This is a genomic window from Flaviflexus huanghaiensis (assembly GCF_014118685.1).
Classification (GTDB): Bacteria; Actinomycetota; Actinomycetes; order Actinomycetales; family Actinomycetaceae; genus Flaviflexus; species Flaviflexus huanghaiensis.
On sequence record NZ_JACFAK010000001.1, the window covers coordinates 118184 to 136521 of the forward strand.

Annotated in this window: 10 protein-coding genes; 4 read left to right on the forward strand and 6 right to left on the reverse strand. The window is 64.5% G+C overall.

The window, feature by feature from the left end:
• The first annotated feature begins 35 nt into the window (after nucleotides 1-35).
• The gene (locus H7E91_RS00555) at nucleotides 36-1220 is read left to right on the forward strand and encodes an MFS transporter (RefSeq protein WP_206680308.1); all 1185 of its coding nucleotides are present in this window, start codon (nucleotides 36-38) and stop codon (nucleotides 1218-1220) included.
• A gap of 233 nt (nucleotides 1221-1453) precedes the next feature.
• A complete protein-coding gene (locus H7E91_RS00560) occupies nucleotides 1454-2923 on the forward strand; it encodes an alanine/glycine:cation symporter family protein (protein ID WP_338401681.1) in 1470 nt (489 codons plus the stop codon).
• 51 nt (nucleotides 2924-2974) lie between these two features.
• Here the strand turns inward: H7E91_RS00560 and H7E91_RS00565 are convergent, their stop codons facing one another.
• Nucleotides 2975-3934 (reverse strand): ROK family glucokinase, encoded by a 960-nt coding sequence (locus H7E91_RS00565; RefSeq protein ID WP_182353119.1) that lies wholly within the window; start codon nucleotides 3932-3934, stop codon nucleotides 2975-2977.
• Between the two features lie 231 nt (nucleotides 3935-4165).
• Nucleotides 4166-5524 carry a dihydrolipoyl dehydrogenase family protein gene (locus H7E91_RS00570; protein WP_182353120.1) on the reverse strand — a complete coding sequence of 453 codons (1359 nt, stop codon included), beginning with the start codon at nucleotides 5522-5524 and terminating at the stop codon, nucleotides 4166-4168.
• A 119-nt stretch (nucleotides 5525-5643) separates the two neighbouring features.
• Here H7E91_RS00570 and H7E91_RS00575 point away from each other — a divergent pair, with 119 nt between their 5' ends.
• Nucleotides 5644-6153: a hypothetical protein gene (locus H7E91_RS00575; RefSeq protein ID WP_182353121.1), complete on the forward strand. Its 510-nt coding sequence runs from the start codon at nucleotides 5644-5646 to the stop codon at nucleotides 6151-6153.
• Nucleotides 6154-6182: 29 nt separating this feature from the next.
• Here H7E91_RS00575 and H7E91_RS00580 read toward each other — a convergent pair whose 3' ends face one another.
• Together H7E91_RS00580 and H7E91_RS00585 are read right to left on the reverse strand one after the other, a co-directional pair.
• Nucleotides 6183-6683, reverse strand: a complete 501-nt coding sequence (locus H7E91_RS00580) for a hypothetical protein (protein ID WP_182353122.1) — start codon at nucleotides 6681-6683, stop codon at nucleotides 6183-6185.
• A gap of 61 nt (nucleotides 6684-6744) precedes the next feature.
• Nucleotides 6745-7704: an L-lactate dehydrogenase gene (locus tag H7E91_RS00585; RefSeq protein WP_182353123.1), complete on the reverse strand. Its 960-nt coding sequence runs from the start codon at nucleotides 7702-7704 to the stop codon at nucleotides 6745-6747.
• Nucleotides 7705-7786: 82 nt separating this feature from the next.
• Between H7E91_RS00585 and H7E91_RS00590 the strand changes: the two genes are divergently transcribed.
• The gene (locus H7E91_RS00590) at nucleotides 7787-8410 is read left to right on the forward strand and encodes an NUDIX hydrolase (RefSeq protein ID WP_182353124.1); all 624 of its coding nucleotides are present in this window, start codon (nucleotides 7787-7789) and stop codon (nucleotides 8408-8410) included.
• Between the two features lie 428 nt (nucleotides 8411-8838).
• On the opposite strand, the gene acpS is transcribed toward H7E91_RS00590, so the two are convergent.
• Both acpS and H7E91_RS00600 read right to left on the reverse strand, forming a co-directional pair.
• Nucleotides 8839-9279, reverse strand: coding sequence for a holo-ACP synthase AcpS (gene acpS / locus H7E91_RS00595; RefSeq protein ID WP_338401682.1), 441 nt, complete (start codon nucleotides 9277-9279; stop codon nucleotides 8839-8841).
• The gene (locus H7E91_RS00600) at nucleotides 9276-18290 is read right to left on the reverse strand and encodes a type I polyketide synthase (RefSeq protein ID WP_182353329.1); all 9015 of its coding nucleotides are present in this window, start codon (nucleotides 18288-18290) and stop codon (nucleotides 9276-9278) included. Before H7E91_RS00600 ends, acpS begins: the two co-directional genes overlap by 4 nt.
• Nucleotides 18291-18338: the final 48 nt, after the last annotated feature.

The following is an 18338-nucleotide window of genomic DNA, read 5'->3' on the forward strand; positions in this document are numbered from 1 at the left end:
GTGGCGACGAAGGGAGCTACTTGGAGAAAACTCGAATGCCGAGAGAAATCTGGGTACTGGTCACGGCCGCCCTCGCAGTTGCTCTCGGATACGGCATTGTCGCCCCCATCATCCCGCAGTTCGCTCGCTCCTTCGACGTCTCGGTCACGGCCGCAAGCGCGCTGACCTCCGTCTTTGCCGCCATGCGGATCGCATTCTCAACTCCCGGCGGCAAACTCATCGACATCTTCGGTGAGCGGAAGATGTACATGACGGGCCTCCTCATCGTCGCCCTCTCGTCTGCCGCGAGCGGGCTCGCCCAAAACTACATCCAGCTCCTTATCCTTCGCGGGGTCGGCGGCATCGGCTCGATTGTCTTCTCCGTTTCCGCCATGTCCCTCATCATCAAACTTTCCCCTCCGGGACAACGTGGGCGTGCCTCGTCGCTCTACGGCTCGGCCTTCCTGCTCGGCAACATCCTCGGTCCCTCGCTCGGGTCCCTACTCGCGGTGTGGGGCATGAGGCTCCCGTTCTTCATCTACGCCGGCACCCTCATGATTTCCTTCTTTGTCATCTTCTTTGCGCTGCCAGAGCCGCACCGCCAGGAGATTTCGAAGGAGGAGGGCGGCATCAAACCGATGACAGTTGGGGAGGCGGTCTCCTCACCCACCTATCGCGCCGTTCTCGTCACGGGCTTCTCACACGCGTGGACGAACATGGGAGTACGGCTCACGATGATCCCGCTCGCGACCGGAGTCGCCATGGGATACGGCGAATGGGTCTCGGGCGCCGCCCTCACAGCCGGTGCCATCGGCACCGCTATCTCCCTCGTTGCTGGGGGCGGATTGTCGGACAAGTACGGCCGGATGACAGTCATCGTCCCCGGACTTGTCGTCGCCGGAATCATGACCATCATCTTCGGAACGCTGGAGAACCCCTTCCTGCTTGTCTCCGTCGCCCTTGTCACCGGCCTCGGTGCCGGGCTCATCCAGCCCGGGCAGCAGGGCGCGGTGGCCGACGTCCTCGATGGACGCCCGGGCGGAAAGGTCGTATCGACGTTCCAGATGGCGGGCGACCTGGGCCAGATCGTCGGCCCCCTACTTGCTGGCCTTATCGCCGACAACTTCGGGTACTCCTACGCGTTCATGATCTCCGGCGCCATCCTCATCGCCGCCGTCGCCGCCTGGCTACCTGCCCGTGGCGACAGCTACCTCGGCTACCGGCGGGGTAGCAAGGGCTGAGCGAGAGATGTCGCCTGTCGTCGCGCTTCAGCACCGCGAACCTCATCCTCAGGAGTACGTCTGCGCATGAGATGATCCTCCAGTATGTGGACACTTGGGTCTCGTCGCGTCAATCTGGGCTCCAAACCGGGTTCGCTCATGTACCGTGGCACCTTATAGAACTCAACGGTGACCCTCGCGTCTACCTAAACGCCGAGTTCTCGCGGTTATCTGGCACATCGAAGGAGTGAGCAGTGGAACAGCTGGAAGACTCGATCTCGTCGGTACTCGACACCCTGGGCGGCATTATCTGGGGCCCGTTCGTCCTTATCCCCCTTCTCGCTATTACCGGTTTCGTTCTCACGATCCGGCTGAGGGGAATCCAGTTCACGAAGCTGGGGCCGGCACTGCGCCTCGGACTTAAGGACAGGCAGGATGTGGGAGCGGACGATGGCGACGTTTCGCAGTTCCAGGCCCTGACAACTGCGCTCGCGGCGACGGTCGGCACCGGCAATATCGTTGGCGTTGCCACGGCGATTGCCCTCGGTGGTCCAGGCGCGGTGTTCTGGATGTGGGTGACGGGTATCCTCGGCATGGCGTCGAAGTACTCTGAAGCGTTTCTTGCTGTCCGTTACCGAACGAAGGACACTGCCGGAGAGGTCTCCGGCGGCCCGCAGTACTATCTCGAGCGCGGTATCACGAAGCGGATTGGTCGCGTCTCGATCGGCAAGGTCCTCGCGATCTCCTTCGCGATCTTTGCCGTCATCGCCTCCTTCGGTATCGGCAACATGACCCAGGCTAATGCGATTGCCCGCAACGTCGGCGAGTCTTGGGGGATCGACACCTGGATTGTTGGCCTCGTCCTCATGATCGGGGCGTTCGCCGTTCTGATCGGCGGCATCAAGTCCATCGGTCGGGTGACCGCTGCGTTCGTGCCGTTCATGATCCTGCTCTATCTCTTCACATCGATCTGGATTCTTATCGTCAACGCGGGCGCAGTCCCCGCCGCTTTCGGACTCATCTTCACCGATGCCTTCACAGGCACGGCCGCCACCGGTGGCTTCATCGGTGCAACGATCGCCCAAGCGATGAGATTCGGTATGGCGCGCGGTATCTTCTCCAACGAATCCGGCATGGGATCGGCTGCGATTGCCGCCGCCGCTGCGAAGACAACGCATCCCGTCCGACAGGGTCTCGTTTCGATGACACAGACATTCATCGACACGATCATCGTCGTGACATGTACAGGCCTTGTCCTCATTACAACCGGAGCATGGGCGACGTCGGAAGATGGCGCGGCATTCGCGACGGGTGAGGCGTTCTCGACCGGGCTACCAGGCCAGTGGGGCCATTGGATCGTGACAATTGCGCTTGCCCTGTTCGCCTTTTCGACAATCCTCGGCTGGTGCTATTACGGAGAGCGCTGCGTTGAGCGCCTTGTCGGCCGCAGGGGTGTCATGCCCTACCGGATCATTTTCTGCATCGTCGTCTACATCGGCGCGACAACCTCGCTGTCCCTCGTGTGGGGCTTTGCGGATGTCATGAACGGGCTCATGGCCCTGCCGAACCTCATTGGTCTTCTCGTCATGTCGGGGCTCATCGCCCGCGAAACCCGGTACTACCTCCAGAACGATCCTGATCTGCGAGCATCGAAGGCCGAGGTCAACATGTTCATGGCGGGACGCGACGGCGGTATCGACACGTACGAGCTGACCGGACGCTGAGGGTCTGTAGCTATTCAGCGGCGGCCGCACCTCGGTGATGGCCGCTGACTGTCAACGGGTGGTGGCGAAGGCACGGCGGGCGAGATCCGCTGCACCGATCATCCCCGCATCATTTCCGAGCTTCGCTGTGACGATCGGGATGGTGGGGCGGTAGTCCCGTCCGACCTGCTGGTCCATGAAGGATTCTTCAGCTGGATTACGGATAAGGGAACCGGCTTCCGACAGTCCGCCTGCGAGAACGAACATGTCGGGGTCGAGGATCGACACGAGGTCAGCAAGAGCAAAGCCGATGTAGCGCCCCACCTGATCGAACGCCTTCCGAGAGACCCGGCAGCCCATCCGTGCTGCCTGGGTGACGGCTCGGCCGGTGATCTTCGCAGGGTTGCCCCCTGCCAGATCAAGGAGTGTCCGGGCGCGTTCCGGGTCTGCGGTTGCCGCTTCTCTCGCCATCCGAACCAGGGCTGTGCCCGAGCTGTACTGCTCCCAACATCCTCGTGATCCACACCCGCACTTGATGCCGTCCATGATGAGGTTGAGGTGCCCAATTTCGCCTGCGAACCCGTTACTTCCGCGCAGGAGCTGACCGTCGATGATGATGCCGCCGCCGACACCGGTCCCGAGGGTGATGAACACGATCGAGTTCGCATTTGCGCCGACCCCGTACGTGAACTCGCCCCACGCCGCCGCATTCGCATCATTCTCGACGACGACGGGAAGGTTGAGAGCCTCCTCGACCCTGTCGGCGAGCGGCTCGTCGCGCCATGCGATGTTCGGGGCGAAAAGGATGGTGCGGCGGTCCTTACTGACGAATCCCGCGGCACCGATGCCGATCGACTGAGCATCATAGCTGTCGGCAAGCTCCCTGGCTATGGCGATGACCTCCTGGACGATCGCCTCCGCATCGTCAGCTGGGGAGGGCCTTCGGACACGGGAGATGATTCGTCCACTATCATCAACCACGCCTCCCGCGATCTTGGTGCCACCAACATCAATGCCGATCGAAAGTCCCATATCGCCATCATGACACGTTCGAATTGCTTTGTGGATGGTCAAAAGCCCTTCGCACCGCCAGCACGAGGAGAGCAGGGTGGGCCAGGAATGGCACCGTAGACGGCTTGAAGTATCCGCAATATGACGCGTGTTTGCTGGCGTTGTGGGACGCCGTCGTCGAGACCTTTGACTGAAATATCGACCCGAGGCCGGGTTTAGAGCGACAATTCCGGCGAGCCCAGTCAGCCTCGCCTAGATCCCAGCAAGAACCTCGTTGAGTGCCTCGGTGGAGGACGGATGGGTATAGATCGTGTCCCGCAACTCTGAAGCGGTCACGCCGTGCCTCATCGCGAGCGCAATAAGATTGATGACCTCCTGGGAGTCGACATGGACGAGGGCGGCTCCGAGAATGAGACCGGTTGCCTCGTCGACGACGATTTTCATGATGCCGCGCGGGTTGCCGACAATCTTCGGCCAGGGCATGGACGCAATGTCAGCCACCTTCTTCACAGCGATCTTGACCGTGTGTCCCTGTGCGCGAGCCTCCTCGACCGTCATACCGACCTTCGAGAACGGCGGGGTTGTGAAGATCGTCGATGGCACGGCGGTCCTGTCGGACGTTGAGCGCGTGCCTGCGCCATTCAGCCTGTCGAGCACGATCCGGCCATCATCCAAAGAGATGTACGTGAACTGCGGGCCGCCGTTAACATCGCCGACAGCATAGACGCCGGGCACTGACGTTTCCAGGTGCTCGTTAACTTTGACGGCGCCCGTCGCGGTCGTTTCAATGCCAGCTGCGGCAAGATCCAGGCCATCCGTGTCAGGTCTCCGGCCGAGGGCGATGAGAACAGCATCGCCGCGAACTGTCTGCTCCTGGTTGTTCCACAGGTACTGGACGGCTGCACAGTCGGACTCCTTGCAGAGCCGGAGAACTGTTGCGCCGGAGACGAGCCGAACTCCAGCATCGGTGAGAGCATCGAACACCTCGGCTGAGACGTCCCAATCCTCCCGGTGGAGAGGACGCGGATTCTTGTCGAGAACTGTCACCTCCGATCCGTACTGAGCAAACATCGAGGCGAACTCGACTCCGATGTAGCCCCCTCCGACGATGATGAGGTGCTCTGGCAGTGGAGCATGCTGGAGGGTGATCGAGGTGTGGAAGCGGCCGCCTAATTCGGCGCCGGCAACATCCGGGAGCCTCGGCACCGATCCCGTGTCGATGACGATCGTCTCCGCGGTGACCTTAAGAGAATCATCGCCCGCCTCGACGATGAGAGAATGCGGCCCGGTGAAACGGGCGGTGCCGTTGATGACGGTCACGGTCTCGAGGTCGGCGAGCATCGAATAGTTCGTGCCCCTCATCGCCGCGGTCAGCGAATCGCGTTGCTCGACAGACTGGTCGAAGTACTCCCGATCGAACGTATGCTCGGCACGGATTTCGGCGGAATGGATGAGAGCTTTGGTCGGAACGCAGGCGACGTTGATGCAGGCGCCGCCATACATGTCAGGCGAACGTTCAATCATGGCAACGTTCTTCCCTGCGTGTGCAAGCGCGCGGGCGATGGTTTTGCCGCCCTTTCCCCAGCCGATGACAGCGACGTCGAACTCCATGGCAGCATCCCCTCTCAGCCTTTACAGCGAGCCTACCCGCGCAGATGAAGCGGGGCGGGGTCTTTCGAGTAGCCAACGTCCGCCGTCCACAAAGAACCCCTGCTCGCTAGACTAGGGCGATGGGAAAGGTTCGCAGAGCAGGTGCCATGACAGTGGTGCTCCTTGGTCTGGCGGGATGCCTCCCAACGGACAGCGGGCCTGCCGACGTCGCCACCACGCCCGCCACGGCAGCCTCTGTTCTGGCAGATGACTGGGAGCCACTCGATGGCTCAGCGACCGGCTACTGGAACGCAATCCTGGCTGAAGAACTTACAACAGGGGAAGGCGCCGGCAGTCGCATCGTCATCCAGGAGGGCATACCGTCGACCATGTCCGTGCGCGACCACCGTGACCGGCGCGTTCTCGAGCTCGAGGGGCGCGGCATCGAGGCGGTGGCGATCGGTGAGCGCATGATCGACGGTGCTCCCGCAGCGGGACTGCATTTTCGCCAGGTCGACCGTGTCTACGAGACGTGGTACGTGGTCAAGGGCGGTCTGCGATACGTCATCCACCTCCAATCCCACGAAAGTGCGGCGCAGATGAACGAGCGCGCTCGCGACGTCCTCGCCCACATCCAGCTCCGCCGCTGAGACCGTCACGTCGCCGTGGCGTGGCGGGTTCAGAGGCGAGTGAGAACTGCTGCCGCCATCTCGGCTATGTCGCGATGTGCGACCGCGAAGGTGGCCCCGTCGACAAGGAGGACGTGAGCAGAGTCAACGAACTCCTCGGCGACGTCGCGCAAGACGTCGATGTTCTCGCGCCCTGCCACATGAAATGTCAGGTGGGTCGAGGCCGAACGGAGTTTCAGAACATCGGCTTCGAGAGTGACCTCGTCGATTGGTAGCTCCAGCCCATCAGCCAGCTCGTGGACCAGTCGGACAAGATCGGAGCCACTGAGGGTCACCATCGGATCTGGTTGGACGCAAAGTCGTCCGTCAATGTGCGCCTCGGCGAGAGAGGTGGGGTCGGTCGGGTCATCTGTAGCAGCGATCCATTCCGTGCTGGAGATACCATCGCGCAGGATGAGACCGCGTGCGCCGAGCCAGTGAATCTGAGCATCGATGACGGGATCGGTCACTCGTACGGGAGCGGCATCGGACCTTCTTCTGCGGAACAGCATGATCCCAGTGTAAAGACCTGTCCCCGGGCGATGTGCCCGGGGACAGAGACAAGTGAGGCGGTCAGATACCGAGGGACGTTTGGACTGCTTGCAGCGCTTCGGCGGACTTGGCAAGCTTCGCCTCTTCGCGCTCGTTCATCGGGAACGTGAGGGTGCGCTCGACGCCGTTGCGGCCGACGACAGATGGCACCGAAAGGGCGACCCCGGAGATGCCGTGATAGTCGTCGAGGAGAGTTGAGACTGGTAGGACAGCCTTCTGGTCGCCAAGGATCGCTTCGACGATGCGGGCACCAGCCACACCAATGGCGTAGTTCGTTGCGCCCTTGCCTTGGATCACCCTGTAGGCGGAGCCGGTGACCTCTGCTTCGAGGGCGTCAAGCTTCTCCTCGTCAAAGACCCGGCGACCCTCCTCGTCCTTCCAGTCGATGAGGGGGGCCTGACCGATGGTCGCCGAGGACCAGAGCGCGAACTCCGTGTCGCCATGCTCGCCCACCATCATGGCGTGCACGGAGCGCGGCGAGAGGCCGATCTCCTGGCCGACCAACCAGCGCAGGCGAGAGGTGTCGAGGACAGTGCCAGAAGACAGTACTCGGTTTCGAGGGAGTCCGGTGATCTTCATCGCCGCCGTTGTCAGCACGTCGCAGGGGTTTGTCACAAGCATGTAGATCGCGTTCGGAGCCTGCTCGAGAAGCTGAGGCATGAGCGAACCGAGAATGTCGACGTTGGTTCCTGCCAGATCGAGGCGGGACTGGCCGGGCTTCTGACGGGCGCCAGCTGTGATGATGACGATGTCGGAGTCAGCGACGCTGCTGATGTCGCTACCGCCAACAATCTGGGATTCGCTCATGTACTGGCTGCCGTGCGCGAGGTCGAGGACTTCGGCATCGACCTTGGCAGTGTTGAGGTCGTAGAGGGCGATGGTGTTGGCGGAGCCGCGGATAAGGCTGGCGTAGGCGAGGGAGGATCCGACAGATCCCGCCCCGACGATGGAGAGCTTCGTGGTCGTTGCGATGTCACTCATAGTGCCATTCTCGCCGAGCCGAAGCCGAGAACCAAGAGCGTGGGTACTGCTTCATCCATCCGTCGTGAACCATAATGAACGAATGAGCCGCTTCCATGATCTCATCGACAAGTTCGGCGACCTCCCCATTCCGCTTAGCCGGAGCCCCCGGGGAGGTCGGGCTTCGGCGGTTCTCATGGCGCTCACTGACGAGAACGACTCGCGAATTGTCCTCACCCGCCGAGCCCTGACTCTGCGTTTCCATCCCGGCCAGGTTTCCTTTCCGGGGGGTAGCCTCGATCCGGGAGAAACCGTTGTCGAGGCCGCCCTGCGAGAGGCCCATGAAGAGGTCGGCATCGAGCCCGCGAAGGTACGGATCCTCGGGGAGCTTCCCGATATGTCTTTGGCTGCGTCCGAAAGCCTCATCACGCCGATCCTCGGCATTATCGGCGCCAACGAGAAGCCGCGGGTCGTCGACGAGGGCGAGGTCGACTCCGTCTTTCTACCGAAGCTCACGACTCTCGCGGACCCCGAGATCAGGTACACAGCAATGATTCCCGGCTCACCCTACGCGGGGCCCGCCTTCCACCTCGAGGAAGCGTTCGTCTGGGGTTTCACGGCGCACCTGCTCGACGGTCTGCTCAAGGTCGGCGGCTGGGAGCGATCATGGGATCAGTCGAAGATCATCGAGGTGCCCGGCGACTATCGGCGCGAGCGTAGCGGTTAAGGCGACTGCTCATGCGGCTTCCATGACAGCCCTGCCACATAGCCTGACTCGTGACATTTTCAACCACCAATGGCTGCCAGAGGACTCGAGAGTAGCTAGAGAGCCTCCGGGACCCGGCAGGGGATGAGCGAGACACGAGAAGAGGTGTGGAGCTGGCGCCACGAGGCCGTGAAAGACATCCTGCTATCCATGGTCACCGCACGAGACTCGTGAGTGTCCTGTCGCCAGCACATGCGCTCCTGTGCGGGCAAGATCTGGCACAGACTCACGCTGGTGGCGTCCGCATCGTTAATGAGCTGAGCGGCTCGTTCGACGAGCGACCGACGCCGCGGCTAGTAAAAACGTCAGAGCTCGACAGTGGGATTTTTGTGTTCTTCAGGCGAATGCTCCCACAGGTGCTCGAACGACACCAGGTGGCCGGCCAGCTTTCAGCTGGTACGTCTCTCGCCGAGCACCGTCGCCATCGCCATCCCACCGTCGTGGCTCAGCGACACGTGCCAGGCCGTCGACCCCGGCCCGTACCGCTCCTCGAGCGATGCTGTCACCATGGAGGCGAGCGGCTCATGGATGGTGAGCGAGGGCCTGCCCCACCGGTCGGGGACAACCTCGATCTGCGACCAGACGAGGTCCTCTTGGCTGACCGGGGGCGGGGCGGCGATGAGGGCGGCGGACCAGGCCTTGATGAAGGCCTCCTTCGCCGCCCACCGGGCTGCCAAATGAGCGCCGGCGGAGCCGGACACCGCTGCCCTGTTCTTCGCGGTGCGCTGCTCCTGGCCGGTGAAGGCGTGGGCGTAGACCGTGCCGGGGGAGTCCAGCTGAGAAGCGAACGACTCCACCTCGACAAGGTCAACGCCCACGCCGATGATCACTCGAAGAATCCGCTCTGTGCGAGGCGCGCCTTCGGGTTGAGTAGCATCGCGGCCTCGATCTCCTTTGGTTCGCCCTTGAAGCGGCGATCCTCGATCGGGGTGTAGAGCGGCCCGTGGCCGAGCATGCCAGCCTCGCGGCGGCGTACGCCGGCCCTGAGTCGGGCGGTTGCGGATGCGAGCCACGCCTCGGCGGCGGCCTCACCGAGCTCCTGGCGCACGGCCTGCTCGAACGCTGCCGGGTGGACCAGTGCGACGAGGGCAGAGACGTGGCCGAAGCCGAGCGAAGTGAGCAGGCCCGCCTTGATCGTCGTCGGAGCCTTGAGGGGCTCGCGCAGCCAGACCAGTCGGGACGAACCGGCGAGTGCCGGGTCGACGCTGTCGAGTGACCTGTTCGCGGGGATCCTGCCGGTGCGGAAGATGTCGGCGAGGCCGGCCGTCTGGAACACGGCAGCACCGCCCTTCGCGTGCCCGGTCAGGGTCTTCTGCGAGACGACGAACATCGGGTTGCCGACCCCGCGTCCCATCGCCTCAGCGAGCCTCGTGTGCAGGTCGGACTCGTTCGGGTCGTTCGCATTGGTCGACGTGTCGTGCTTGGAGATGACGGAGATGTCATCGACGGCGACGCCAAGGTCGGCGAGGTTCCTGACGAGGCGCGCGGACTTGCCGCCGCGGCCCGCGGCGAGAGCACCGAGTCCCGGCGCCGGGATCGACGTGTGCGCACCATCCGCGTAGGACTGGGCGAACGCGACGACTCCGTGGACGGGCAGTCCCATCTGCGCCGCGACTGAGCCGCGCGCGAGAAGGACCGTGCCGCCGCCCTGTGCCTCGACGAATCCTGCCCTGCGGCGGTCGTTCGCACGGGAGTAGAAGCGCTCGTTGATGCCCTTCGCCGCCATCGCGTCCGAATCCGCCGTCGCGTTCATCGAGGCGAAGCCTTCGATCGACTCGACGGAGATGTCATCGATGGCGCCGGCGACGACGAAGTCGGCCTTGTTGCACGCGATCTTGTCGACACCCTCCTCAATCGACACGGCTGCGGTTGCGCAGGCGCCGATCGGGTGGATCATCGACCCGTAGCCGCCGATGTACGACTGCATCGTGTGCGCCGCGACAACGTTCGGCAGGGTCTCCTGGAGGATGTCGGAGGGGATGTCCTCGGCGAGGAATCGGTCGAGGAACAGCTTCCGCATCGACGTCATCCCGCCGAAGCCGGTGCCCTGGGTCATCGCAACGTCGGTCGGGTGGACGGCCTGGAGGATCTCGGCGGGCGTGAAGCCGGACGAGAGGTAGGCATCCACTGCCGAGACGAGGTTCCACACGGCGATCCGGTCGATCGACTCAACCATGGAGGCGGGGATGCCCCAGCGGGTCGGGTCGAAGTCGGTCGGGAACTGACCGCCGACCTTGCGTGCCATCGCGGCCCGGCGCGGAACGCGGCTGCTGGCGCCCTGTTTACGGGTCACCTGCCATTCGCCGTCGACCTCGTGGGCGACTGTGAACGCCGGGTCGGCCTCCACGTAGGACTTCGCGGCCTCTTCGGAGTCGACCGCGAAGGTCACGTCCTTGTCGAGGAACATCTCGACGCCCTCGGGGCTTGTGAGGTCATCGATGGCGATCGAGTCAACGAAGGTGCGCACGCCGGAGCGGGCGACGACCTCATCGCGGTACCGGTCGAAGATGTCGGCCTCGTCGACGATCTTGTCGTCGGCGTCGTACCAGCCCGCGACGGGAGTATCCCGCCAGCGGAGCAGGCCCGTCATCCACGCCAGTTCGAGCACGCCGGCTGCGGTGAGTTCGACGGAGCCGTCCGACTGGATGCCGTACTCGGCCTCGAACCGGGTGCGGCCCGAGCCCCAGGGGCTCACTTCGCCGATGCCAACGATGACGACCATGTCGTCCAGGGAGGTCGTGACCTCCCCCCATTCAGCGGTCGGCTGTGCCGTGCGCACCGGTGAAGGCAACGCCTGGAGGGTTGGGGCGGCAGTCTTGATCGTCGTGTCGGCGAGGACGTTGGCCTCGTCGCGCAGTGCGGCAATCGAGATTTTGCCCATGCCGCCCGTGAGGTCCGCATCGATCGGGCCCGACAGGGCCTTCTTCTTCGCCTCCTCCGAGCACAGGGCGAGTAGTTCGCTCGAGATCTCGGACGGGGTCCAGACACGGATCCCAGCCTTCTGAGCAGCGGTGACGAGCGGGTCGTTGCCGCCCATGAGTCCCGTGCCTGAGACCCAGCCGATCCGCGGGTGCGCGATCGTGACGCGCTCAGCCCAGGGCTCGACCTCCCACTTGTTGGCGATCGCGTCGAACGCGGCCTTGACCTCGCCGTATGCGCCGTCGCCACCGAAGGTGCCCCTGTTGGGGGAGCCGGGCAGGACGACGTGGAGGCGGTGATCAACGTGCGTGTCCGCACCGATCCTCGCCAGCCCCGTCATCGATCGCTCGACCGACCACAGGAGCAGGCGGGCCTGCGTCTCGGTCGCCGGACCAGCGTCCTCCGCGGTACCGGAGACGGGCGGGGCCGCGAACGGGAAGAAGAGGTCGGGGATAAGGGCCGGCTTCGTCACCTTGACGTCCGATCCCACGGTCTCCGACTGTTCCGCGCCGATCCATTCGATGAGGGCGTCGACGTCCCGGTAGGAGGAGAGGTTCGCGGGCACGAGCCACAGCGCAGCATCGGCCGACGCGTTCTCCCGGTACAGAGTCTTCGCGTAGCTCAGGCGAGCCGAATCCACTCGTGACGCCGTCGCGACGACAGTCGCTCCGCCGGCCAGAAGACCGGCGACAACGCCGCCCGCGATCGAATTCGGCGCCATGCCAGTGACGACAGCGACCTGACCCGAGTACTCACCTGGGTTCTCATCGAGCGCATCCTTCGCGATGTGCTCGTAGCGCTCCTTGAGAGCTCCGGTTGCCTTGCTAGCCCACCAGGATGCCTGATCGGCAACAGCCTGCCCCGCACCCGTAAAGGACACGGTTTCGGCGAGTTCCTGGCCAGCCCAGAGGCGGGCGAGGTCCTCACGTGCCGATGCCCAGCGGTCGTCGAGGAGGACGGCCTTGCGCGCATCGAACGAGGGCGTGACAAGCTTGACCCAGCCGGAGCCGAGCTCAGCCTCGACAGCCTCGACAAGCGCCTGTAACTCATCCTGTTCGGAGTGGTCGAACGAGGCGGGTGCTGTCTCGCCCAGACCGAGCACACCAAGGAGGTGGCGGGCGGTTTCAGCAAGGACACCGCGGTCGCCCGTGATCGATTCCGCGAAATCGTCGAGTGCGGCGGAGTCGACGGTCGCACCGCCACCGCCGCCGCCTGCGGACGGAATGGCAACCGGAATGCCGTGGGCGGCACCGACTTCGGCCACAGCCGCGTCGATGATCGCGTTAACATCGGCCGTCGAGGCGGCCTCTGCGGGAAGTGTTGCGAGGTCGCCGCCGCGGGCGGAGGCGCCAGCACGGGTGCCGAGCAGGATCGCGGCAGTCGTGTGCGCTGCCCAACCCTCCCCGAGTTGCCAGACACCGGTCACGCGGTCGGCGATCGCGGACTGTTTCTGGCCCGCAGCGCCGAAGAGCTTACGGATCCTGTCCTTGATCGCCTCACCCAGAACGGGGCCGAACGGCTTGTAGTTGTGGGCTGCGCGGTCGACAGTCGCCGACAACGTGACGACATCCGCTTCGGCGGCGCCCTCGACGCTGGCGAGTCCCAGCTCGGCCGAGAAGTCCATGAGGAGCTGGTTGAGCCTCGAGGAGACGCCGTTCGTCAGCGTGCCCGTCGTGTCGGCTGCCCCGATCTGTTCAGGACGGACCTTGTTCGCGAAGGCGAGCAGGGTCTTAATTGCATCCGATGCTCGGTACGGCAGGTCGGCCGGGCGCTCGACAGAGCCAGCGGGCGCCGCAGGCGCTACCGGAGCCGCAGGCGCAGCTGCAGGCTGAGCCTGGGGGGCGGCGGGCGCTTCTGGCGCCTCCGCGGGTTCGGACTCCTCGTCGTCCGCGATCGTGCTGACGTCCTCGTGGTAGACAGTCTTTTCGTCTCGCTGAACGTTGAGGACCGTCACCGACGCATCGGTGAACTCCGGAAGGGCGAGGGTCTTCGCCGCGAGGTTCGCGAGCGTCGGAGCGGCGCCAAGACCGATCTCGACGATCTCGTCAACATCGAGCTTCGAGGTTGAGAACAGGAGTTCTTGCGTCTCAATCCAGCGCACGGGGGACGCGAACTGCCAGCACAAGAGCTCAATGAGAATCGTCCGAGCCAGCGCCGACTTGTCGGTCATCTCCTCGTCCCAGTTCGCGAGAACACGCTCAAGCTCAGTGGACGGGACGACCGAGAGGATCTCTCGAACGAAGTCCTCAGTGAGCGCGAACGGTACCGCGACGAGGTTCGGGATGTACTTGTCCTCAAGGCGGCGGTAGTCGATCTCGTGCGGCAAGAGCTCGGTCAGGCGCGCCCGGAACTCCGGGACGCCGTCATGGAGTACGGCCGAGTGGAAGGGGACGTCGACACCGGGAACGAGCATGAACGGACCCTTGCCGCCGGCTTTTCTCGCACGCTCGCCAGCGTCTGCCGCGAGGGCCGCGAGACCCTTGATCGTGCCCGCGATCGCGTACTGCTGGCCGGCAAGGTTGTAGTTGACGATCTCGAGGAACTCACCCGAGGCCTGGGCGACCCCAGCGACGTAATCGTTAACGTCGTCGTGGCCAACACCGAACTGGTTCGGCCGTAGCGCCCCCATCTGGTAGTTCGACCGGCCCCGCTCATCCCTCGGCACGAGGTTGTGCATCGTCGCGCCACGGTGGAAGACAAGCTCGAGAACGGTCTCGAGGTCAATGGTGCCCGCGTAGGCAGACAGGGCGTTGTACTCACCGAGCGAGTGTCCCGCGAAGTACGCGCCATCGACAACGGCACCCGCTTCGCGCAGACGCGCGGTCTGCGCGAACGCCAAGGTGGCGAGTGCGACCTGCGTGAACTGCGTGAGGTTGAGGACACCCTCGGGGTGACGGTACGTCATGTTCTTCGCCGTGAGTTCCGTCGGGTTGTCGCGGACGAGCGCGAGAATCGAGAAACCGAGAACCTTCCGGGTGTGGATGTCGGCCCGCTCCCACACGTCGGCGACAGCCTTCGAGGACGCGCGCTCTGACAGGCCCATGCCCTTGGACTGGATGCCTTGGCCGGGGTACACGTAGGCGGTCGACGGGGCAGCGGTCGTTGCCGTGCCCATGGAGACGAGCTCGCTGCCGACGCGGCACGCGACCTCGAGGACGAGGCCTCCGCCCTTGAGTCGGCCAATGCGCTCGACCGTGATGTCAACCTCGTCGTGGAGATCGACAAGTCCGAACATGCGGTACGTCCACCCGGTCAGCTTGAGTGCCCGGCCCTTCCCGTCAGCAGCCGAGGCAGCGTGCTGGGCGGTGGCGGACAGCCACATGCCGTGGACGAGTGGCGCCTCAAGACCCGCGACGCGTGCGGCGCGGTGCGACGTGTGGATCGGGTTGAAGTCGCCCGAGACCCACGCGAACGGCGTCATATCGGACGGTGCGGTCACCTTCGTCTTGAGGAGCGTCGAGCGCGGAGTATCGACCATCTCAGCTGCCGTGCCACCCGCGAACGGCGGGTCGACCGGCGGCTGGGAGCCGTAGGCGCGGCCGCGGATCGCGAAGCGCTCCTCCATGTGGCCGATAAGCTCACCGTCGATGAAGAGGTCGAGATCGACCTCGACAATTCGGCCCGACGAGGACTCCTCGATGGACTCCGCCCATGAGATGACGTCGATCTTTCCGAGCGGCAACTCGGTGACCGGGCGGTCGAAGCGGATCGTATGGTCGAGGTGGACGGCGTTGAGCAGGCCCTCAATGACGGGGTAGTTGTCGACAAGCGCCGAGCCGAGGGCGGCATAGATGGCGGGCCAGCACGTGCCAAGGAGAGCATCCGGCACCATCGTTGCCGTCTCAAGATCGAGTGCAGCGCCCGTCACGCCGGTGTGGTCTGCGCCGAGCGTTGCCGGCAACGTGAACGAGTAGTGGGCTTCACCGAACTCGCTACGGGCCGAGTCAACCATCGTCGGCAGGGCCTCAATGGTGTCACCCTGAACGGCGGTGTTGCCGACACCGGCAGTACCGGCCAGCAGGTTGAACATCGACTCAGGCAGGCGCTCCGGGTCGACGACCGGCACCCCACCATCGCGCACCGACTCAGGAAGAAGGAGCGGGATGACGAGCTCGCGGACGGCATGGACGGAGGCGTCCGAGCCATCCCAGAACGTGTCGAGATTGACGGAGATCGTCGCCTTCTCGCCATCGATCTCGAGATCGTAGGCATTCTTATCGAGCGTGTGGGCGGGGTTGTCCATGAGGTGCCCGGTCCACGAGATAAACGGGACAGCCCGAATGTACTCGGCAGCATCTTTCGCGTTTGCGAGCTTCGAGTACGCGGTCAGCCGCTCAGCTTTCCCGTCGAGACGCGTGATCGTCGCGTCCTCAAAGCGATTGAGGATCTCGGCGATTGGTTCGTTGACGGTCGTGATGCCGGCGACGGAGACGGGGCCGGGGATGATCCGGACAGCGTTGGCGTCATATCGATCGTCCTGCGCCTGCCAGAGCGAGTCCTGGCCCCACCAGCGCAACAGATCATCGTCGATGGCGGGCACGAAGCCCATCGGCTTCGGGTACTTGCGGCACAGCGCGATGAACCAGGCGGAATCGAACGGGGTGAGGGTGAGTTCCTCGGCGAGCGGATAGGCCTCGATGAGACGCTCTGCTGCGGGGCGGCCTTCCTCGACGTCCGCTTCGGCCGGGAACAGGGTCGTCACCGGGCCATGGTCGGCGGGTGACAGGCGCGCCTCGAAGCGCTGAAGCAGTTCGTGGTAGCGGGTGAGCCACGACGGGTCGACCCACGGGTGGGACAGCTCGGCGAAGCGCGTTGCGACCTCCGCGTACGTCATCTCACCGAGGTCACCGAAGTACGGCTTCGACGTCTTGTTGAGGGCCTCGATGATCTCGGCACGGCGCGAGCGGAGCAGCTCGGGCTTGCCCTCGACCTCGGCGACGAGACGGGCGCAGGCGGCCGCGTCGTTGTCGATCTCGTACATGTCGGCGCGCAGGTGCGACAGACCGGAGGTCATGCCGCCCTTCGACTGGCCCGCGCCGACCCAGCCGCCCTCGGACGCGGGAACACCCTGGGTCTTGACGAGGAGCTCCTTGACAGAGTCCTGAGTCTTCGCCTCCTTCGCTGTCATCGCCGCCGTGCCGATGAGGACACCATCGACGGGCATGAGCGGCAGGTCGTACGCGACCGCCCATTCGCCCGAGATGTAATCGGCAGCCCGCTCAGGGGTACCGATGCCACCTCCGACACAGAGGATGACGTTCTTCTGGCGACGGATTTCTGCATATGTCGATCGCAGCAGGTCGTCGAGGTTCTCCCACGAGTGGTGGCCGCCAGCGTGGCCGTCTTCGACGTGGAGGATGATTGTCGTGTCGACGCTCTTCGCGATCTGGAGCGAGTGACGAATCTGGGCGACTGTCCCCGGCTTGAAGGCGATGTACCGGAAACCCTCGGACTGGAGAGTCTCAATAAGCTCGGGAGCCTCGTCGAGTTCGGGAATGCCGGCGGAGATGACGACGCCGTCAAGCGGTGCACCCGACTCGCGGGCCTTCGACACGACCCGCTGGCCGCCGAACTGAAGGTTCCACAGGTAGCGGTCCATGAACATGGCGTTGAACTGGGCCGTCCGGCCCTCGTTGAGCTGCTCCTGCAGGCCCGCAAGGTTATTGGCGAACACCTCGGCGGTGACCTGGCCACCGCCTCCCATCTCGACCCAGAAGCCGGCGTTCGCGGCTGCTGCGACGATTTCTGGATCCACGGTCGTCGGCGTCATGCCGGCGAGAAGGACCGGGGAGTTGCCGGTGAGGCGGCTGAAGGCGGTCTCAACTGCGACACCGGTCGGTAGCTCAATGAGGCGGGGGGCGTGTGCCGACCAGTCGGCTGTACGCTCCGGCTCCGAACCCGGGGCGGCAAGCTCGTCGATGTCGGTCAGTGATCCGGCGGAGACAATGCCAGCGCCGGTGCCTTCGAGCACGTCGGTCGTGATCCGGCCAACCGTGGCACCGGGGCCGAGGTCAACGAACCAGGTCGCGCCGTGACGCTGTGCGTCGCGCACCTGCTTTGCCCAGTCAACCGGGTCAAGGAGAACAGCCCGAGCCAGCGGCTCGGCACCCTCGATGCCGCAGGCCTCCGCCCATGCGAGCACCTGCTCGTAGGCGGGGCGGAGGAGCTCGTGATGGAAGGGGGCTTCGACCTGGAGGTACTCAAGGACGGGGGTGAGCGGCATGCCACCGCGAGTCTTTGCAGCAAGCTCAGCCCGATCGGCCTTCTCTGCTGCTGCGGCGGCGATTTCGACGCGCTCGAGCGCCGCCGGATGACCGGAGACGATGAAGCGGCGGCGGGAGTTGACGATCGACAGCGTCGCATCCGTGCCCTCGATCATGTTGTCAAGGTCGGACCGTGACACGTCGCGGACCGACAGCATTGGGCTGCGGGTCGCATGCCCCATGCCGACCGCACGGCATGTGCGGGACGCAGCGGCGCCGATGAGGCGGGCGATCGCAAAGGTGCGAGACAGCTCTGCCGCATCCTTCGTTGCCCACGCCTTCGCAAGCTCCGCGCCGAGGATCCCCTGCGAGTGGCCGAGGATATCGACCGGGCGGGATATTCCGATATCAAGACCCGCAGATGACAGGGCGTGCAGGAGCGCATACTGGGCGGCGGTGATCCCCGGAACCGACACGGCGGGGTCATTGGAGGAATTGAGGTTCTCAAAGGTGAGAGCGCCAGCACCGGCAGCGGCCAGGGGGGCCGCGATCGGGGCAAGAAGTCGGTCCGAGTCATCGATCAGGCTGCGAATCGAGTGGGCGAGGTTGGAGTCCTCGCCGATCTCGGCGAGGGTCTCACGCCACGGGGTCGCCTGCCCCGCAAACAGCAGAACGTAGGGTTCGCCTGAGGCGAGTCGTGAGATGAAACTGGAAGTCATGGGATGGACGGGTGTGCCCAGCACGAAGTTCCGGGATGATGACTCGCT